Source organism: Blastococcus sp. TBT05-19 (assembly GCF_003319095.1).
Classification (GTDB): Bacteria; Actinomycetota; Actinomycetes; order Mycobacteriales; family Geodermatophilaceae; genus Blastococcus.
In genome coordinates this window covers 69,450-85,905 of record NZ_QOHI01000006.1, presented here as the reverse complement: position 1 = coordinate 85,905, position 16,456 = coordinate 69,450, and the positions used below count along the sequence as shown (strand labels likewise).

Sequence of the window (16,456 nt, the reverse complement as noted above, 5' to 3'; positions counted from 1 at the left end):
CGTTCGCGGCAGCTCCTCGGTCCCGGTCCCGCCGCGTCCTGCCGATAGGCCGCGCCGGCGCCGGTTTGCCTCTCCGGCTGCGGGCGCGGAAGGGTGCCGGGCATGGCGGACGCGCGACGGCACGGGTCGGGACTGGTCGTCGAGGACCGGGAGCACGTGCGGGTGCTGACCCTGGACCGGCCCGACCGCCGCAACGCGCTCTCCACCGAGCTGCAGGCCGACCTGGTGGAGGAGCTGCTGCGCATCCCCGAGGACGGCGTGCGCGCGGTGGTGCTGACCGGCACCGGCCCCGCGTTCTGCGCCGGCTTCGACCTGAAGGAGATCCGGGCCGCCGACGAGCGGGGCGAGCGGTTCCGCCCGCCCATGGGCCGGCCCGCCCGCGCGGTGTTCGAGGTGGTGACCGAGGTGCCCGTGCCGGTGATCGCCGCCCTCAACGGCCCGGCGGTGGCCGGCGGGTTCGAGCTCGCGCTGGCCTGCGACCTCCGGGTGGCCTCGCCCGCGGTGCACTTCGCGCTGCCGGAGGCCGCGATCGGCATGGGCGCCAACTTCGGCTCCGTCGTCCTGCCCAAGCGCATCCCGATGGGCATCGCGCTGGAGCTGCTGTTCACCGGCGACCGGCTGAGCGCGGAGGAGGCGCAGCGGTGGGGGCTGGTCAACCGCCTCGTCGACCCCGACGCCGTGCTGCCCGCCGCCCTGGAGCTCGCCGACCGCATCGCGGCCAACGCCCCGATCTCCGTGCGGCGCATGAAGGAGACCGCGGTCAAGGCGCTGGAGCTGCCGCTCTGGCAGGGGCTGCGGCTCGACGTCGGCCCGAACCCCTACCTGAGCGAGGACCGCGCGGAGGGCGTCGCGGCCCGGCTGGAGAAGCGCCCGCCGCGGTGGACCGGGCGCTGAGCCGGTGCGGGCCCCGGCGATGTGCGCCCACGGCGCGTCCAGCACGCTCGACTGCGCCACGGCCGCACATCGCCCGAGCGCGGGGCAGCGGAACCGCCCGGTTCCATGACGGTCGGGTAACGGCTCGCCACACCAGCCAGAAGCGTCTGCCCGCCGCCGCGCCGAGCTGTCAGGGTTCCCTCTCCGCCCCGGCCCCGGGGCGCCGAGGAGGTCGACATGAACTGTGCGCACTGCGGAACCGGGCACCAGCGCGGCCGCTACTGCATCGGCTGCGGCAAGCTCATGCCCCCGTCGCCGCTGCCCCCTCGCCGCGTCCGGCTGGCCCCCCGCCCCACCTTCGAGACGACCGACGACATGACCCAGCCGGTGCTGCGCTTCGACGTGCGCCCGCGCCGCCCGATGGTGCCGGCCCGGGTGCCGGCCGACGCCGGCTGAACGACCGGAGGCCGAAGGGCTCCGCTCCCACCGGGGGCGGAGCCCTTCTGCGTCCACCCACCCGAGTGACGAGCCTCACTGCTAGCAATCTGCTTGCAGGAGTTAGCACTCCGGATTTCGGGGCACTCACAGAGCCGTCAGGTCATCCCCAAATCTCTGGAGCTGTTCTTCGTCATGACCGACAACAACAAGATCATCAACCAGCTGCGCGCCCTCGTCCTGCTCACGCAGACCGAGGAGCAGGTCGCACGGACGCGGATCTCCCAGGCCCGTACCGACGCCGTTCGTCGGGAGCTCACCAAGAACGCCGACAACGCCGCGGCCCGCTCGCTCGAGATCACCGAGCAGCTGCGCTCGCTCGGTGGCGTGCCGGACGTCGTCACCCCGGCGATCGGCCGCCTCTCCGCCGTCCTGAAGGCCACCTTCGAGCAGGCCACCCCCATCGAGGAGGCCCTGCTCACGGACCTGCAGCTCGAGCACCAGCTGCTCGACCGCGCCACCTACGTGAAGGTCCTCGCCCAGGCCGCCGAGCAGCCGCGCGTCGAGCGCCTCGCCGAGAAGCTGATCGACGCCCACAAGGCGACCGTCGAGTGGCTGACCGTCGTCATGGCCGAGGAGGCCCTCGGTGGCCCGGCCGCGCTCGTCGCGACCCCGCTGCAGAAGGTCGCCGGCGGTGTCGCCAAGGCCGTCAACGCTCCGGTCCGCTTCGTCGCCAACACGGTGAACAACGCCGTGGACACCGTGCAGCACGCCGGTGAGGAGACCAGCGAGAACGTCAAGGGTGTCGTGGGCCGCGCCACCGCGCTGGCCGACGCCGCTCGCGAGACGCTGACCGTCGGCCGGGCCGCCTCGCTGCGCCGCGCCGAGCGGATCGCCCGCCGCGAGGGCAACAAGGACGCCGCCGAGCTGGCGCGCAACGCCCGCGAGGAGCTCGGTGACGTGACCGCCGACGAGCTGCCGATCAAGGGCTTCGACTCGCTGAACACCACGGACGCCGCCAAGGCCGTCAAGGGGCTCAAGGAGCCGCACGACATCCGGGTGATCATCCGCTACGAGGAGACCCACAAGAACCGGTCCAGCGTCATCAGCGCCGCCCAGGTCGCGCTCGCCGCTGTCGCCAAGGAGGCCGTGGGCGTCACCAGCTGACACCCCCGCCACGCATGGAGGGCCCGCATCCCATCAGGGGTGCGGGCCCTCCGGTGCGCAGGATCGCCGTCCCGCGGGGTTTGCCACGCCGAGCGGGACGGGGAAGCCCCGGGGCATGAGCATCACACCCGAGGCCCTCGAGGCGGAGTTCTCGCTGATGACGGCCGCCACCCGGCTGGACTTCCTCAGCCGCCGCGACAACGGCGACACCGCCCTCAACACGGTCCACGACGACGACGCGGATTCCTGGACGTCGCTGCTGCAGGACCAGACCCAGCTCGACGTGCACGAGTCGCTGGAGCTGCTCGCCCTCGGCGAGGTGGTCGCGCGCAAGGCGCACGACAGCCAGCTGGTGGGCATGCGCGCCGCCCTGCGCGGCGGCGCCGGCTGGGACCAGATCGCCACCGCGCTCGGGCTCACCCCGCAGCAGGCGTGGGACGCCTACACCGAGGCGGTGGGCCGCCAGCTCGACGCCGAGGCCGCACGGACCGCCCGCGAGCTCGCCGGCGCCCGGCCCGGGCGCTGACGCTCAGCGGACCTCGACGCCCTTCCAGAACGCCAGGCGGCCGGTGATCTCCTTCGCCGCGTCCTTCGGCTCCGGGTAGGTCCACGCCGCGTCGGCGTTGACCGCACCGTCGACCTCGAGGCTGAAGTAGGACGCCGTCCCCTTCCACGGGCAGACGGAGGTCGTCTCCGACGGCCGCAGGACGTCCGCGCGCACGGAGTCGCGCGGGAAGTAGGCATTGCCCTCGACGGTCACGATGTCGTCGGACTCGGCGATCACGGTGCCGTTCCACGTAGCGGTGGTCATGGCCCGATGGTCCTCCCCGGAGCGCGCGCCCGCGCCCCGGTCCGCTCCAGCAGTCAGGATTGCGACATGGCAGACCCCGACCACACCTCCTCCACCCCGGACGACGGCGGTACCGACGAGCGGAACAAGCGCCGCGCGCGGGTGCTCATCCCCGCAGGGATCGTCCTGGTGATGGGACTGCTCGTCCTGTTCATGGTGCTCGTCAGCCAGCTGGGCCGGTAGCGGCTCAGCGCTGCAGCAGGGCGAAGGTGGCGACGGCGTGCACGAGCGCCTCGCCGTCCTGCTCCACATCGGCCTCGCAGACCGTGAGGTGCTCGCCGCGGGTCCGCAGCCGCGCCGTGACCTCCACCCGCCCGGCCTTGCCCGGCCGCAGGTAGGTGACGGTCAGCTGACTGGTCGCCGGCACCTCGCCGTCGTCGGTGGTGGTGCGCACGGCCAAGCCCATGGCGGTGTCCACCAGCGTGGCGAGGACGCCGCCGTGCAGGGTGCCCGCCGGGTTCAGGTGCTCCTCGGTCGCCTCGAACCCCAGCCGGGCGGAGCCGTCCTCCGCCGCCTCCGGTCGCGCACCCAGTCGCTCGGCGAACCCGCCCGTGGCCATGTCGTCACCCATGGCCGGCGCCTACCCCACCGCGTCGGCACGCACGCCTGACCACGACGGATGCGGCTGGGGCTGCTGGTGCCTGCGGAACCGTTCGTTACCTCCACGAGGCGCTTCTCTTGTGGAAGACGGCCCGCCGGCACTCGTCATGGGACAGGATCGCGGGGAACGAACCACGTCTCATCATCCAGTCCCGCTACTTCAGGAGTTCCCATGAGCCACCCCGGATCCGGCCCGGACATGAACCCGTCCGGCCAGCAGCCGGGTCAGCCCGGCCAGCCCTTCCAGCCCGGTCAGCCCGGACAGCCCGGTCAGCCCGGTCAGCCGTACCAGCAGTTCGGGCAGCCCGGCCAGCAGCCCGGTGCCTGGACCCCGCCTGGCGGCGCTTCCCCCACGGGCGAGCCGGCCAAGAAGAGCGGTCTGAAGAAGGCCCTGCCCATCGTCGGTGGCGTCGTCGTCGCCGGCGCGATCGGCGCGGGCGCCCTCGGCATGTTCGGCATGGGCGAGCCCGAGGTCGGCGACTGCGTGAAGGGCGGCTTCGGCGGCACCGAGGTCGAGAGCGTCGACTGCGGGTCGGACGAGGCCGAGAACAAGGTCGTGGGCATCGAGAAGGACGAGATGACCTACGACGAGTTCATGGAGAACGAGGTCTGCACCGAGTTCGAGAGCGCCATGTCCGCGCTCTGGTACGGCCCCGCCGGTGACGACGCCGACGGCACCGTCTACTGCGCCGAGCCCGTCTGATCCACCCAGCTCTGCCGAGTGCCCCGCCGGTCCTGCCGGCGGGGCACTCGTCGTCTCAGCCTCCGGGCAGCCGGCCCAGCAGCACCCGGGCCAGCGCCACGGCCGACCGGTCGGGCGCCCCGGACCCCGCGGCCTCGCGCAGCCAGGCCGCCAGCGGTGCCGCCACGGCGGGGGAGAGCGCGGTGATCCAGGCCGCCGTCGCGGCCCGGGCCTCCGCCACGTGCTCGGTGCCGCCGTCCACCCCGTGCGCGATCACCTCGGGGCGGCTGGCGAGCAGGCCGCCCACCCGCCAGTCGCCGGGCGTCGTCCGCGCGGCCAGCTCCGCCAGGCGGTCGGCCGCGGTGCGCAGCGTCCGGGCGTCGTCGGCGGTCACGCCGGCTCGCGCCGCATCGGCACGTGCGGGATGCCGTCCTCGAGGTAACCGGGCCCGCTGACCCGGAAGCCGAAGCGCGCGTACCAGCTCTCCAGGTGGGCCTGCGCGCCCATCGTGAGCGGGCCGTCGCCGTAGCTCGCCAGCGCGGCTTCGATCAGGCGGGCCGCCAGCCCCCGGCCCCGGGCGCCGACCGCCGTCGCCACCCGGCCGATCGCGCGGCTGCCGCCGTCGTCCAGCACGCGGATCGTGGCCAGGACCTCGCCGTCGTCGTCGGCGAACCACAGGTGCTCGGTGGCCGGCTCCAGGTCCCGGCCGTCCAGCTCGGGGTAGGGGCACTCCTGCTCCACCACGAAGACGTCGACCCGCAGCCGGCAGAGCCGGTAGACCTCGAACGGGGTGAGGTCGGCGAAGGAGGCGCGGCGCAGGAGCGGCTCGGCGGCGGTCATGCAGGAGTTCTAGCCCAGGTCGCTCGGACGGCGTCGGCCGGGCCGCATCGACGGCGGCCGACGGGGTAGAGGCGGCGCATGTCGATGTCGAGCCCCTTCGAACCACACCTCGGCCGCCCCGACGAGGGCATCCCGGCCGCCGACCCCGGCGCGGGTGCCCCACCGCCGGCCGAGGGCTTCGGGGTGGGCGGTGAGGAACCCGACCGGCCGGAGGAGACGGGCGCACCGGAACCCGCCGCCGAGGAGGCCGGGGACCCGCCGTTCCCGACGCCGGAGCCGGCCGAGCTGCAGCCCGACACGGACTGAGGGCCCCCGGAGGGGAGGGGCCACCGCCGCGGGTGGCTCGGGCGAGGCATGCTTAGGTGTGCCTTGCCTACTCCCAGGAGGATTGCCCACGTGACCAGGTCCGGGCGCGCGGCCGCCGGCGTCGTCTCCACCCTCGTCCTCGCCACGGCTCTCGCCGGGTGCGGCTCCGCCGGCTCGGACGCCGACACGCTCACCGTGTACAGCGCCCAGCACGAGAGCCTGGTGCGCACCATGCTCGAGGACTTCACCGAGGAGACCGGCATCGAGCTGGAGTTCCGCGACGCGAACGACTCCGAGCTGGCGAACCAGATCATCGAGGAGGGCGAGGCCTCGCCGGCCGACGTCTTCCTCACCGAGAACAGCCCCGCCATCGGCGTCCTGGACCGCGAGGGCCTGCTGGCCCCGCTGGAGCAGTCGACGCTGGACCAGGTGGGGGAGGCCTACCGCCCGTCGTCGGGCAACTGGGTCGGTTTCGCCGCCCGCTCCACGGCGCTCATCTACAACCCCTCCGAGATCCCGGAGGAGGAGCTCCCCGCCTCGATGCTCGACCTCGCCGACCCGGCGTGGGAGGGGCGGGTGGCCATCGCCGCCGGCGGCGCCGACTTCCAGGCGATCGTCAGCGCGGTCCTGGCCCTCGAGGGCGAGGACGCCACCCGCGAGTGGCTCGCCGGGCTGCAGCGCAACGCCGAGATCTACGCGAGCAACACCGCGATCATGAAGGCCGTCGACGAGGGCGAGGTCCCCGTCGGGATCACCTACCACTACTACTGGTTCCGCGACCAGGCCGAGAACGGGCTGATCGGCGACGACGCCCGGCTGCACTACTTCGGCAACCAGGACCCGGGTGCCTTCGTCAGCGTCTCCGGCGCGGGGGTGCTCGCCTCCTCCGACAAGAAGGAGCAGGCCCAGCGGCTCGTGGCCTACCTGACCGCGGCCAAGGCGCAGGAGCAGCTGGCCGGCAGCAAGGCCCTCGAGTACGCCGTCGGCACGGGCACCGCCTCCGCGAGCGACCTCCCGCCGCTGGAGGAGCTCGGTGCCCCCGTCGTCGACCCCGGTGGCCTGGACGCCCCGAAGGTCACCGAGCTGATGCAGGAAGCGGGCCTGCTCTGACCGCTCCCGTCCTCCGCCCCCCGAGCCCCGGGACGCCGGCCGCGCCGGAGTCCCGGGGCTCCGGCGCGCCCGCGGGACGGCGGCGGCCGGGACGGGCTCCGGTCACCCTGGCGCTGGCGGCGTGCGTCGCCGCGCTGGCGCTGCTGCCGCTGGGCTACATCGCCGGGTACACCCTCGACGTCGGGTGGACCGGCATCCGCGAGCTCGTGCTGCGGCCCCGCGTCGGCGAGCTGCTGTGGAACACCACCCGCCTGGTGCTGGGCACGGTCGCGGTCTGCGCCGTCCTCGGCGTGGGGGCCGCCTGGCTGGTGGAGCGCTCCTCGGTGCCCGGCCGGAGGCTCTGGCACGTGCTGCTGGTGGCGCCGCTGGCCGTGCCGGCGTTCGTGAACAGCTACGCCTGGATCTCGCTGCTGCCCGGTCTGGACACCTACGCCGGCGCGCTGCTGGTCGTGTCGCTGTCCTACTTCCCGTTCGTCTACCTGCCCGCGGTGGCCGCCTTCCGCGGGCTGGACCCGGCGCTGGAGGAGACCGCCCGGGGGCTGGGGCTGTCGGGCTGGGCGGTGTTCCGGCGGGTGCAGCTGCCGCAGCTGCGGGTCGCGGTGCTCGGCGGCAGCCTCCTGGTCGCGCTGCACCTGCTCGCCGAGTTCGGCGCGCTGCAGATGCTGCGCTACCCGACGTTCACCACGGCCATCTACGACCAGTACCGCTCCACCTTCAACGGGCCCGGCGCCACCATGCTCGCCGGCGTGCTCGTGCTGCTCTGCCTGCTCCTGCTGCTGGCGGAGCTCCGGCTGCGCGGATCGCGGGGCTACGCCGGCAGCGGCCGCGGGGCCGCCCGGCCGGTCCGCCCGGTCGCGCTGCGCGGCTGGACGGCCCCGGCGCTGCTCGTGCTCGCCGCGCTCGTCGGGCTGGCCCTGCTGGTGCCGCTCGGCAGCCTCGCGTACTGGCTGGGCAGCGGCGCCTCGGCCGGCCTCGACGGCGCGGACCTCGCCGTCACCACCGGCAGCACGCTCGCGCTGGCCGCCGCGGCGGCGGCGCTGACGACCGCCATGGCGCTGCCGGTCGGCTGGCTCGCGGTACGGGCCCGCGGCCGGATCGCCACCCTGCTGGAACGGGCCGCGTACGTGGGCAGCTCGGTACCGGGCATCGTCGTCGCCCTGGCGCTGGTGACCCTGAGCATCCGGGCCACGCCCTGGCTCTACCAGACCGTGCCGGTGCTGCTGGCCGCCTACGCGATCCTCTTCCTGCCCCGGGCGATCGTCACCGTGCGGGCCGCCGTCGAGCAGTCCCCGCCGCTCTACGACGACGTCGCCGCCTCGCTCGGCTCCTCCGGCGCGGACCGGCTGCGCCGCGTCACGCTGCCGCTGCTGGCCCCCGGCCTGGGCGCCGGGGCCGCGCTCGTCTTCCTGGCCGTGGTCACCGAGCTGACCGCCACCCTGCTGCTCGCACCCACGGGAACGGCCACCCTGGCCACCGCGTTCTGGTCGGCGAGCAGCGCCCTGGAGTACGGGGCGGCGGCTCCCTACGCCCTGGTGATGGTGCTGCTGTCGGCGCCTGCCACCGTGCTGCTCTCCCGCGACACCCGACGAGGTCTGACCCCATGAGCTCCCTGACCGTGACCGGCCTGACCAAGGCATTCGGCGCCACCCAGGTGCTGGACGGCGTCGACCTGCACGTGCCCGCCGGCAGCCTGACGGCGCTGCTCGGGCCCTCGGGCTGCGGGAAGACGACGCTGCTGCGGCTGGTCGCGGGCTTCGACGATCCCGATCGCGGCGTGGTCGCCCTCGGCGACCGGATCGTGGTCGGCGCCGGTCGCGGTGTGCCGGCGCCGAAGCGGGGGATCGGGTTCGTGCCGCAGGAGGGCGGGCTGTTCCCGCACCTGAGCGTCACCGGCAACGTCACCTTCGGGCTGCCGCGGCGCCAGCGCGCCGACCGCGCGCGGGTGCGCGAGCTCCTGGCCCTGGTCGGGCTGGACGGCGACCTGGCCGACCGCTCCCCGAACCAGCTCTCCGGCGGCCAGCAGCAGCGCGTCGCGCTGGCCCGGGCGCTCGCGCCCGAGCCCTCGATCGTGCTGCTCGACGAGCCGTTCTCATCCCTCGACGCCGGCCTGCGCGAGGAGACCCGGCAGGCGGTGTCGACGGCGCTGGCCGCGACCGGCGCCACCGCCGTGCTGGTCACCCACGACCAGGCCGAGGCGCTGTCGATGGCCGACCAGGTGGCGGTGCTGCGCGGCGGCCGCCTGGTGCAGCTCACCGACCCGCGCACGCTCTACCGGCGACCGACCGACCTCGACGTGGCCGCGTTCGTCGGCGACGCCGTCGTGCTCGACGCCGACGTCCGGGACGGGGTGGCCTCCTGCGTGCTCGGCCGCCTCGCCGTGGCGGGCGAGCAGCCGGACGGCCCGGCGCGGATCCTGCTGCGGCCCGAGCAGCTGCGGCTGAGCGCGCCCTCGCCGACCGCCCTGACCGCCCGCGTCAGCGCCGTCGACTTCTACGGCCACGACTCCCGGGTGCGGCTCGACCTGCCCGGCGGGGGGACCGTCGCCGCGCGGCTCGGCGGGGTCGACCTGCCCGCGGTGGGGGAGCAGGTCGCCATCGAGGTGACCGGCTCCGCGCTGGCCTTCCCGGCGGCCGGGCCGGTGCCCGAACCCGCGGTCTGACGGCGCGCCGAACCCCACCGGAGCAGTCGGGTTAGGAAAGCCTAAGCTGCCCCGCATGGACCTGTTCCTCTTCACCGTCGACCCGAGGTGGGGCGCCGACGTCGTCGCCGCCGGGGCGGCCGGCATCGTCGTCGACTGGGAGCGCCGCGGAAAGCTGCGCCGGCAGGCGGGCGAGGGGACGCAGATCAACTCGGACACCCCCGAGGACCTCTCCGCGGTGCGCGCCGCCACCCCCGGCCGCGTGGTGTGCCGGATCAACGGCGCCGGGCCGTGGACCGCCGACGAGGTCGACGACGCCGTCCGACGCGGCGCCGACGAGATCCTGCTGCCGATGGTCCGCTCGGTCGAGGAGGTCGACCGGACGCTGGACGCCGTGGCCGGGCGCTGCGGGCTGGGGATCCTGATCGAGACGCAGGACGCCGTGGACCGGGCGGCCGATCTCGCCGCGCGCCCGCTGTCCCGCATCTACGTGGGCCTCAACGACCTGCGGATCGACCGCCGCTCGACCGAGCTGTTCCGCCCGCTCGTCGACGGCACGGTGGAGCGGGTGCGGGCGGAGGTGCGGATGCCCTTCGGCGTCGGCGGGCTGACCCTCCCCGGCGGCGGCTTCCCGGTGCCCGGTGACCTGCTGGCCGCCGAGCTGGTCCGCATGCGCACCGACTTCACGTTCCTGCGGCGGTCGTTCATCGCCGACATGGCCGGCCGCGACCCGTTCGTCGAGGTGCCCCGGCTGCTGGCCTGCCTCGACCGGTTCCGCGCCGCCGACGGGTCCGGCGTCGCCGCGGCGCGCGAGGAGTTCGTCGCCGCCGTGGAGGCCGCGTCCGGCCGGGTCCCGGTGGCCCAGCCCGCGTGAGAGCGCTCGTGACCGGTGCCGGCGGCTTCGTCGGGCGGCACCTGGTGGCGCGGCTGGAGGCGGACGGCTGGCAGGTCACCGCGCTGACCCGGCGGGAGGTGGACCTGGCCGACCCGGTCGCCGGTGCCGCGGCGGTGCGGGCCGCGGCCCCCCACGTCGTCTTCGGTCTGGTCGCGGGCCGGGCCAAGGCCACCCCGGCCGAGCGCGCGGCCACCACCGCGGTCAACACCACGCCGTGGCTGGTCGACGCGCTGCCCGACTCCTGCCGCGCCGTGGTCCGCCTGGGGTCCTCCACCGAGTACGCGGCCGCGCCGCACCCGCTGGCCGAGGACGCGGCGCTCGAGCCCCGGGGCTTCTTCGGCGCGACCAAGGCCGCGGGCTCCCTGCTGCTTCAGGCCGCCGCCGCGGAGCGCGGTGTGCGGGCCGCGGTGCTGCGCGCCTTCCAGGTCTACGGCCCCGGCGACCACGACACCCGCCTGGTGCCCACCGTGCTCGCGGCGGCCCGCACCGGCGCTCCCGTGCCGCTCCCGGCGCGGATCAGCCGCCGGGACTGGGTGTGGGTGGGCGACGTCGTCGACGCCTGCGTGCGCGCCGCCACGGACGCGGACCTGCCGTCGGGGGTCGTGCTGAACATCGGCACCGGCGTGCAGACCAGCACCGAGGAGCTCGTGGCCACCGCCGAGCGGGTCACCGGCCGGCCGATCGCGACCGTGCCCGGCGCCCACCCCGGCCGCAGCTGGGACACCGCCGACTGGGTGTGCGACCCGACCCGGGCGCGCGAGCTCCTCGGCTGGACGCCGACGGTCGACCTCGCGGAAGGGCTGGCGCGGACGTGGGCGGCCGGATGACCTCCGGGCCGCGGATCGCCGTCGTCGTGCCGGTGTACGGCAACGAGGCGACGCTGGCCGAGCTCGCCGACCGGCTGGCGGCGGCCCTGTCCGGGCGGGACTGGCGGCTGCGGCTGGTCATCGACGCCTCGCCGGACGACAGCGCGACCGTGGCGCTGGCCCTGGCCGACGAGCGGCCGCACCTCTCGGTCACCGGGCTGACCGTCAACGGCGGCCAGCACGCGGCGCTCGCCCGCGGGCTGGCCGACGAGCCCGACGCCGACGTCTGGGTCTGCCTGGACGCCGACCTGCAGGACCCGCCGGAGGCGGTGCCGGTGCTGCTCGACCGGCTCGCCGCCGGAGACGTGGACGCGGTGTTCGCCGGCCGCCGGGGCAGCTACGAGTCGGCGCTGCGCCGGCTGACCGGTACCGCGCACCGCCGGGTGGCCGCACGGCTCACCGGGCTGCCGCCGGACGCGGGTGCCTTCCTCGCGATGGGGCCGGCGGTGCGCGATGCGGTGGTGACGGCGGTGGCCGAGGGTGGCGCGCCGAGCGTCGTCCTCGCCGTCGGCCGGTCGGGCCGCCCGGTGACCAGCGTGCCGGTCGAGCGGGACCGCCGTCCGGTCGGGCGGTCGGCCTGGACCGCGGGCGCACGGGTGCGCCAGTCGGTGCGGTCGCTGTACTGGGCGTTCCGCTCGCGTCGCTGACCTGCGGGTCAGCGCGTCCAGAGCTGGACGACCAGCCGCGTCTTGCTGCCGACGAACTCGTGCTCCTGGGCGATCCGCAGGCCGGCGTCGAGCAGGATGCCGTCGTCGTCGGTGGGCACCGGCTCGCCGTCGATGACCCGGCGGACCAGCCAGACCCGGTCGGCGTCGGCGGGGGCGTCCTCCGGGGGCAGGACGACGTCGGGGCGCAGCTGCGGGGCCAGGACCCTCACGTAGTGGTCGAGGCCGAGGGCCGACCGCTGGTCGGCGGCCACGACCGGCTCACCGCTGCGGTGCTCCTCGGCGAGCAGCCGCACGGCGTCGTCGGCGCGCTCGCGCGGTCCCCGGTCGGTCAGCGGCACGCAGGCGAGCAGGGAGCAGCCCACGAGCACGGCCGCGGCCGGCACGCGGGCCGCGCGGGGGAGCGCCATCGCGCCGGCCGCCGCCAGCACCGCGAGCCCGAGCAGGCCGGCCACCAGGTACCGCGGCAGGAACACCGGCCGCACCAGCTCGGCGGTCACCAGCAGCAGCAGCGGGACGACGACCCAGCAGGAGCCGACGACGCGCACCCCGGCCCCCCGGACGGCGCCGACCACCGCGAGGCCGAGGAGCACCCAGAGCATCGGCGTGCGCCCGCCCGCCCACGCCTCCAGCGCCAGGCCGACCAGGCGGCCGTCGGTGTCGTTGAGGTGCTCGGCGTTGCTGGACCCGGTGCCGTTGAGCACGGCCAGGCCGACGAAGCCGACCGCGGGGAGCGCACCCAGGAACCCGGCGAGGACCACCGGCAGGGCCCGGCGACCGCGGAGCAGCACCGCCGCGGTGACGAAGGCGGCGAGCACGGTGACCGCGTACCAGTGCGCCAGGCCCATCCCGGCGCCGGCCGCACCGAGGAGCAGCACCCCCCGGTGCGGCTCCTGCAGCCAGCGGACCAGCCCCAGCGCGGCGCCGCCGGTCGCGAGGACCGCCAGCCCGTAGCTGCGTGCCTCGACCGCCTGCTCGATCAGCAGCGGGCTGCAGGCGAGCAGCACCCCGGCCAGCACGCCCGTCGCGCGGCCGGCGAGGCGGCCGGTGGCGCGGGTGACCAGCGCGACCCCGCCGGCGGCGGCCAGGAGCGAGAGCACCCGCAACGACGTGTCGCCGCCCAGCCCGGGCAGCGCCATCCAGGCGTTGACGACGAGGTAGTACGGGGCGTTGTAGGCCGGCGGGACGTTCGCCAGGTAGCTGGTGGTGCCCTGGCCGGAGCCGATCGCGGCCAGGACGTCGCCCAGCGGCCGGCGGGCGACCTCGGCGGTGAACAGCTCGTCGAACCACAGCCCGTGCCCGGGCAGGAGCAGGACGACGCCGAACGCGACCAGCAGCAGGGGCGGGAGCAGCTCCGCCGGCGACCAGGGGACCGGGCGGGGTGCCGACGGCGCGGGGGACTGCTCCAGCGCGACCGTGCTCACCGGGTCAGGTTAGGCGACCCTCCCTGCCCCGGGCTCCGGCGGATCAGAGCCCGAGGGCGGCGGTGGCCTTGTCGACCAGCTGGAAGTGGCCGACCGCCCAGAAGACCGCACCGGCCGCGGCCAGACCACCGACGGTGACCGCCAGCGAGCTCACCGGGTGCTGCTTGGCGTGCCGCCAGGCGGCCACGGCCTTGCGCCGGAAGACGGCGAAGAAGCGGCGGGCCCAGTCGAACTCGGTCGACCAGACCCACAGGCCCGCGAGCACCGGCGGGATGGTGAGCGGCCCGGGCAGCACGGTCAGCGCGATGCCCAGCATGACCAGGAGCAACCCGACGGTGAAGACGCCGATCCGCCAGGTGAGCGCGAGGCCCCGGTTCTTGTGCACGCGCTCGCGGAAGGACCCGGGCTCGATCTCGCGGGGCTTCCCCAGCCCGTCGGTGCAGTCGGCGCAGACCGTGGAGCCGTTCCCCTCCGACAGCCGGGCGTCCTGGTCGGCGGCGCGGTTGCCGGTGACGCGGTACTCGGCGGTACGGGTGCTCTGCGGTGCGGACATGGCGGGTCCACTACCCGCCGGACCGCCGGATCATTCCGGTTGCGCGCAATCGGACGGTCAGGTGCCGTAGCGCGCGGCGGCCCGGGCCCGGGCCTTGGCGGCCTCCACCTCGCGGTCCTTCGGCGGAGCGGAGGTCACCAGCGACTCGAGCAACCGGGCCGACGCGGCGCTCACCTCGGCGACAGCACGGTCGAACGCCTCGGTGTTGGCCTGGGACGGCTTGACCGTCCCGCTGATCTTGCGGACGTACTGCAGCGCGGCGGCCGCGATCTCGTCGTCCGCGGCGGGCGGCTCGAAGTTGGCCAGGGGGCGGATGTTCCGGCACATGCCCCGCAGCGTAGGTAGAGGACCCCGTTCCCCCCACCCCTCGCACGCTCGGGCGGGCCCCTGAACGGGGCCGCGGTTCAGGCGATCTCGAAGCCCGCGCGGTCGACCTTGCGGTGGTAGCGCTCGCCGAGCTTGCCGCCCAGGATCGCGCCCAGCAGCGTGATCAGCAGGATCGCGACCAGGGTGATGATGCCCGCGGTGGTGGCGGTGCCCTCGTCGACCGGGATGCGCGGGAGGTTGAGCTGCTGCAGCACGTTGTACTGCGCGCCGAGGATGGCACCGGCGGCGGCGAGGGCCAGCACGACGAGCAGGCCGATCACCCACACCGCGATGCCCTGGCGGGCTCCGTCGAAGCGGGACATCCGGCCGGCGACGTACCCGCCGGCCAGGTAGGCGAGGAAGAGGACGACGAGGACGGCGATGCCGCCGCCGATGCCGATGCCGGTGGTCACCTCGTCCGCCGCCTCGTCGGCGGAGCTGACGCCCTGCGACAGGCCCAGCGCGACACCGGCCGCCGACAGCAGCGCGATGAGGATGACCGCCAGACCGTTGGCCGACAGCCAGCCGAAGAAGGCGGCACCCCACTTGATGCCACCGAAGCGCGCGTGCTGGGCGCTGACCGCGTCCCGTGCGGCGCCGCGGCTGACCGAGGCGCCCTCGGTGGCGCCGGCGGAGTGAGCACCGACGGTCGCGTCGTGGTCGTGCCTGGTGTGGTCGTTCCCGGCCATGGTGGTTCCCTTCGTCCGGACGGAAGCCGCCTGTGTCCCCCCGGGCGGTGATCGGGTTGCATGCCCGAGGGGTCCGGCGGGGAAACGACGCGGGCCCGGACGTGCCGGGAAGGGTGAACGCGTGACCGTGCTGGTGGTGGACCTGGCCAACGTCGTGGGAGCGCGCCCGGACGGGTGGTGGCGGGACCGGGCCGGTGCGGCCACCCGGCTGCTCGGGCGGCTGGCCGCGCTCCCCGCCGAGGTGCCCGGCCCCGACGGCGGGGTGCTCGAGCTCGGCGCTCCGGTCGCGGTCGTGGAGGGCGCCGCCCGGGACGTGCCGGCGCCCGACGGCGTCAGGCTGGTGCGCGCGCCCGGCAGCGGGGACGACGCGCTGGTCGCCGCCGTCGTCGAGCTGACCGCCGCGGGGGAGCAGGTGCTCGTGGTGACCGCCGACCGCGGGCTCCGGACGCGGTTGCCGGACGGGGTGCGCTGCGCCGGTCCGGGCTGGCTGCGGGAGCGGCTGGACGCGTGATCCCGCGGAGCACCGGGTAGCGCACCCCGGACACCGGACGGAGTCGACGACGCCGTCCGCCCCCACTGGCGAGGAGAGCCCGTGCCGTTACCCGAGGGATCCGGACCCATCACCGCGCTGGTCACCGGCGCGTCCAGCGGCATCGGCCGCGCGACCGCCGTCCAGCTCGGTGAGCGGGGCGCCCGGGTGGTGCTCGTCGCGCGCGGGCGGGAGTCGCTGGAGGAGGCGGCCACCGAGGTGCGCGCCGCCGGCGCGGCCGACGTCGTGGTGTGCCCCGCCGACGTGCTGGACGACGACGGCATCGCCGCCGTGGTCCGGTCCACCGTGGAGCGGTTCGGCCGGCTCGACACCGTTGTCCACGCCGCGCAGGTGATGGCCTACGGCAAGGTCGAGGACGTGCCCAAGGACGTGTACGAGCGGGTCGTGGACACCGCCGTGCACGGGACCGCGAACGTGGCCCGGCACGTGCTGCCGGTCTTCCGCCGCCAGGGCGCGGGCCACCTGGCCATCGTGAACTCGCTGCTGGGCAACGTCGCGACGCCGCTCATGGGCAGCTACGTCGCGGCCAAGTGGGGGCAGCTGGGCCTGGCGCGGACGCTGCAGCTGGAGGTGCGCGACGTCCCCGGCATCTCGGTGTCGATCGTCCAGCCCGGGGGAGTGGACACCCCGATCTACATGCAGGGCGCGTCCTGGGCCGGCAGCACCGGCCGCCCGCCGCCGCCGGTCTACTCGCCGCAGCGCGTGGCCCGCCGGGTCCTCTCCACCCTGGACACCCCGGTGCGGGTCGTCCAGGCCGGGATCTTCAACCCGGTGATCACCGCCGGGTTCCGGCTGCTGCCCGGCGTCTACGACCTGCTGGTCGGACCGCTCCTGCAGCGGCTGGCGCTGGCCGACGACCAGGTCGGGCCCACGGAGGGCAACGTCTTCGAGTCCAGGCCCGCGGGCAACGCCACCGAGGGGCGCTGGCGCAGCATCTGAGCCCGGCA

General features: G+C 75.3%; 23 protein-coding genes. 15 read left to right on the top strand and 8 right to left on the bottom strand.

The features are described 5' to 3' along the window. Nucleotides 1-102: 102 nt before the first annotated feature. From DQ244_RS16095 to DQ244_RS16080, 4 genes are all read left to right on the top strand, one after another. Nucleotides 103-894, top strand: a complete 792-nt coding sequence (locus tag DQ244_RS16095; protein WP_113812515.1) for an enoyl-CoA hydratase/isomerase family protein — start codon at nucleotides 103-105, stop codon at nucleotides 892-894. Nucleotides 895-1,110: 216 nt separating this feature from the next. Then, nucleotides 1,111-1,329 (top strand): hypothetical protein, encoded by a 219-nt coding sequence (locus DQ244_RS16090; RefSeq protein ID WP_113812514.1) that lies wholly within the window; start codon nucleotides 1,111-1,113, stop codon nucleotides 1,327-1,329. Nucleotides 1,330-1,503: 174 nt separating this feature from the next. Then, nucleotides 1,504-2,475: a ferritin-like domain-containing protein gene (locus DQ244_RS16085; protein WP_113812513.1), complete on the top strand. Its 972-nt coding sequence runs from the start codon at nucleotides 1,504-1,506 to the stop codon at nucleotides 2,473-2,475. A 115-nt stretch (nucleotides 2,476-2,590) separates the two neighbouring features. Then, a complete protein-coding gene (locus DQ244_RS16080; RefSeq protein WP_113812512.1) occupies nucleotides 2,591-3,001 on the top strand; it encodes a hypothetical protein in 411 nt (136 codons plus the stop codon). A 3-nt stretch (nucleotides 3,002-3,004) separates the two neighbouring features. Here DQ244_RS16080 and DQ244_RS16075 read toward each other — a convergent pair whose 3' ends face one another. Then, on the bottom strand, nucleotides 3,005-3,286 hold the full coding sequence (locus tag DQ244_RS16075) for a DUF427 domain-containing protein (protein ID WP_113812511.1): 282 nt from the start codon (nucleotides 3,284-3,286) through the stop codon (nucleotides 3,005-3,007). 66 nt (nucleotides 3,287-3,352) lie between these two features. Between DQ244_RS16075 and DQ244_RS19460 the strand changes: the two genes are divergently transcribed. Beyond that, on the top strand, nucleotides 3,353-3,508 hold the full coding sequence (locus DQ244_RS19460) for a hypothetical protein (RefSeq protein ID WP_158544578.1): 156 nt from the start codon (nucleotides 3,353-3,355) through the stop codon (nucleotides 3,506-3,508). Nucleotides 3,509-3,512: 4 nt separating this feature from the next. On the opposite strand, the gene DQ244_RS16070 is transcribed toward DQ244_RS19460, so the two are convergent. After that, nucleotides 3,513-3,896 carry a PaaI family thioesterase gene (locus DQ244_RS16070; RefSeq protein WP_113812510.1) on the bottom strand — a complete coding sequence of 128 codons (384 nt, stop codon included), beginning with the start codon at nucleotides 3,894-3,896 and terminating at the stop codon, nucleotides 3,513-3,515. 201 nt (nucleotides 3,897-4,097) lie between these two features. Here DQ244_RS16070 and DQ244_RS16065 point away from each other — a divergent pair, with 201 nt between their 5' ends. Next, the gene (locus tag DQ244_RS16065; protein WP_113812509.1) at nucleotides 4,098-4,628 is read left to right on the top strand and encodes a hypothetical protein; all 531 of its coding nucleotides are present in this window, start codon (nucleotides 4,098-4,100) and stop codon (nucleotides 4,626-4,628) included. 55 nt (nucleotides 4,629-4,683) lie between these two features. On the opposite strand, the gene DQ244_RS16060 is transcribed toward DQ244_RS16065, so the two are convergent. Together DQ244_RS16060 and DQ244_RS16055 are read right to left on the bottom strand one after the other, a co-directional pair. Next, nucleotides 4,684-5,001 carry a hypothetical protein gene (locus DQ244_RS16060; protein WP_113812508.1) on the bottom strand — a complete coding sequence of 106 codons (318 nt, stop codon included), beginning with the start codon at nucleotides 4,999-5,001 and terminating at the stop codon, nucleotides 4,684-4,686. After that, nucleotides 4,998-5,447 (bottom strand): GNAT family N-acetyltransferase, encoded by a 450-nt coding sequence (locus DQ244_RS16055; protein ID WP_113812507.1) that lies wholly within the window; start codon nucleotides 5,445-5,447, stop codon nucleotides 4,998-5,000. The genes DQ244_RS16060 and DQ244_RS16055 overlap by 4 nt, the downstream gene beginning before the upstream one ends. A 78-nt stretch (nucleotides 5,448-5,525) precedes the next feature. On the opposite strand from DQ244_RS16055, the gene DQ244_RS16050 reads away from it, so the two are divergent. The 7 genes from DQ244_RS16050 to DQ244_RS16020 all read left to right on the top strand — a co-directional run bounded on the left by DQ244_RS16050 (nucleotide 5,526) and on the right by DQ244_RS16020 (nucleotide 11,909). After that, nucleotides 5,526-5,753, top strand: coding sequence for a hypothetical protein (locus tag DQ244_RS16050; RefSeq protein ID WP_113812506.1), 228 nt, complete (start codon nucleotides 5,526-5,528; stop codon nucleotides 5,751-5,753). A gap of 90 nt (nucleotides 5,754-5,843) precedes the next feature. Next, the gene (locus DQ244_RS16045; RefSeq protein WP_199580436.1) at nucleotides 5,844-6,863 is read left to right on the top strand and encodes an iron ABC transporter substrate-binding protein; all 1,020 of its coding nucleotides are present in this window, start codon (nucleotides 5,844-5,846) and stop codon (nucleotides 6,861-6,863) included. Nucleotides 6,864-7,069: 206 nt separating this feature from the next. Next, entirely contained in the window at nucleotides 7,070-8,467 is a 1,398-nt protein-coding gene (locus DQ244_RS16040; RefSeq protein ID WP_233491649.1) for an iron ABC transporter permease, read from the top strand. Continuing rightward, nucleotides 8,464-9,522, top strand: a complete 1,059-nt coding sequence (locus DQ244_RS16035; RefSeq protein WP_113812504.1) for an ABC transporter ATP-binding protein — start codon at nucleotides 8,464-8,466, stop codon at nucleotides 9,520-9,522. The genes DQ244_RS16040 and DQ244_RS16035 overlap by 4 nt, the downstream gene beginning before the upstream one ends. 55 nt (nucleotides 9,523-9,577) lie before the next feature. Next, complete coding sequence (locus DQ244_RS16030; RefSeq protein ID WP_113812503.1) at nucleotides 9,578-10,375, top strand: aldolase/citrate lyase family protein; 798 nt, start codon at nucleotides 9,578-9,580, stop codon at nucleotides 10,373-10,375. Then, nucleotides 10,372-11,223, top strand: a complete 852-nt coding sequence (locus DQ244_RS16025) for an NAD(P)-dependent oxidoreductase (protein WP_113812502.1) — start codon at nucleotides 10,372-10,374, stop codon at nucleotides 11,221-11,223. Before DQ244_RS16030 ends, DQ244_RS16025 begins: the two co-directional genes overlap by 4 nt. Continuing rightward, nucleotides 11,220-11,909: a glycosyltransferase gene (locus DQ244_RS16020; RefSeq protein ID WP_199580435.1), complete on the top strand. Its 690-nt coding sequence runs from the start codon at nucleotides 11,220-11,222 to the stop codon at nucleotides 11,907-11,909. The genes DQ244_RS16025 and DQ244_RS16020 overlap by 4 nt, the downstream gene beginning before the upstream one ends. Nucleotides 11,910-11,917: 8 nt before the next feature. On the opposite strand, the gene DQ244_RS16015 is transcribed toward DQ244_RS16020, so the two are convergent. The 4 genes from DQ244_RS16015 to DQ244_RS16000 form a co-directional block, all read right to left on the bottom strand. Further along, on the bottom strand, nucleotides 11,918-13,351 hold the full coding sequence (locus DQ244_RS16015; protein ID WP_233491647.1) for a glycosyltransferase family 39 protein: 1,434 nt from the start codon (nucleotides 13,349-13,351) through the stop codon (nucleotides 11,918-11,920). 43 nt (nucleotides 13,352-13,394) lie between these two features. Then, the gene (locus DQ244_RS16010; RefSeq protein ID WP_113812501.1) at nucleotides 13,395-13,904 is read right to left on the bottom strand and encodes a PGPGW domain-containing protein; all 510 of its coding nucleotides are present in this window, start codon (nucleotides 13,902-13,904) and stop codon (nucleotides 13,395-13,397) included. A 57-nt stretch (nucleotides 13,905-13,961) separates the two neighbouring features. Next, complete coding sequence (locus DQ244_RS16005; protein WP_113812500.1) at nucleotides 13,962-14,231, bottom strand: DUF2277 domain-containing protein; 270 nt, start codon at nucleotides 14,229-14,231, stop codon at nucleotides 13,962-13,964. A gap of 77 nt (nucleotides 14,232-14,308) precedes the next feature. Continuing rightward, nucleotides 14,309-14,959, bottom strand: coding sequence for a hypothetical protein (locus tag DQ244_RS16000; protein ID WP_233491641.1), 651 nt, complete (start codon nucleotides 14,957-14,959; stop codon nucleotides 14,309-14,311). Nucleotides 14,960-15,080: 121 nt separating this feature from the next. Here DQ244_RS16000 and DQ244_RS15995 point away from each other — a divergent pair, with 121 nt between their 5' ends. Both DQ244_RS15995 and DQ244_RS15990 read left to right on the top strand, forming a co-directional pair. Next, nucleotides 15,081-15,470, top strand: a complete 390-nt coding sequence (locus tag DQ244_RS15995) for a hypothetical protein (protein WP_113812499.1) — start codon at nucleotides 15,081-15,083, stop codon at nucleotides 15,468-15,470. An 81-nt stretch (nucleotides 15,471-15,551) separates the two neighbouring features. Continuing rightward, nucleotides 15,552-16,448 carry an SDR family oxidoreductase gene (locus tag DQ244_RS15990; protein ID WP_113812498.1) on the top strand — a complete coding sequence of 299 codons (897 nt, stop codon included), beginning with the start codon at nucleotides 15,552-15,554 and terminating at the stop codon, nucleotides 16,446-16,448. The last annotated feature ends 8 nt before the right edge of the window (nucleotides 16,449-16,456 follow it).

Excerpts from the sequence above, each read along its gene's own strand:
- DQ244_RS16095 (WP_113812515.1), top strand. The coding sequence starts at position 103 with ATGGCGGACGCGCGACGGCACGGGTCGGGACTGGTCGTCGAGGACCGG.
- DQ244_RS16090 (WP_113812514.1), top strand. The coding sequence starts at position 1,111 with ATGAACTGTGCGCACTGCGGAACCGGGCACCAGCGCGGCCGCTACTGC.
- DQ244_RS16085 (WP_113812513.1), top strand. The coding sequence starts at position 1,504 with ATGACCGACAACAACAAGATCATCAACCAGCTGCGCGCCCTCGTCCTG.
- DQ244_RS16080 (WP_113812512.1), top strand. The coding sequence starts at position 2,591 with ATGAGCATCACACCCGAGGCCCTCGAGGCGGAGTTCTCGCTGATGACG.
- DQ244_RS16075 (WP_113812511.1), bottom strand. The coding sequence starts at position 3,286 with ATGACCACCGCTACGTGGAACGGCACCGTGATCGCCGAGTCCGACGAC.
- DQ244_RS19460 (WP_158544578.1), top strand. The coding sequence starts at position 3,353 with ATGGCAGACCCCGACCACACCTCCTCCACCCCGGACGACGGCGGTACC.
- DQ244_RS16070 (WP_113812510.1), bottom strand. The coding sequence starts at position 3,896 with ATGGGTGACGACATGGCCACGGGCGGGTTCGCCGAGCGACTGGGTGCG.
- DQ244_RS16065 (WP_113812509.1), top strand. The coding sequence starts at position 4,098 with ATGAGCCACCCCGGATCCGGCCCGGACATGAACCCGTCCGGCCAGCAG.
- DQ244_RS16055 (WP_113812507.1), bottom strand. The coding sequence starts at position 5,447 with ATGACCGCCGCCGAGCCGCTCCTGCGCCGCGCCTCCTTCGCCGACCTC.
- DQ244_RS16050 (WP_113812506.1), top strand. The coding sequence starts at position 5,526 with ATGTCGATGTCGAGCCCCTTCGAACCACACCTCGGCCGCCCCGACGAG.
- DQ244_RS16035 (WP_113812504.1), top strand. The coding sequence starts at position 8,464 with ATGAGCTCCCTGACCGTGACCGGCCTGACCAAGGCATTCGGCGCCACC.
- DQ244_RS16030 (WP_113812503.1), top strand. The coding sequence starts at position 9,578 with ATGGACCTGTTCCTCTTCACCGTCGACCCGAGGTGGGGCGCCGACGTC.
- DQ244_RS16020 (WP_199580435.1), top strand. The coding sequence starts at position 11,220 with ATGACCTCCGGGCCGCGGATCGCCGTCGTCGTGCCGGTGTACGGCAAC.
- DQ244_RS16010 (WP_113812501.1), bottom strand. The coding sequence starts at position 13,904 with ATGTCCGCACCGCAGAGCACCCGTACCGCCGAGTACCGCGTCACCGGC.
- DQ244_RS16005 (WP_113812500.1), bottom strand. The coding sequence starts at position 14,231 with ATGTGCCGGAACATCCGCCCCCTGGCCAACTTCGAGCCGCCCGCCGCG.
- DQ244_RS16000 (WP_233491641.1), bottom strand. The coding sequence starts at position 14,959 with ATGGCCGGGAACGACCACACCAGGCACGACCACGACGCGACCGTCGGT.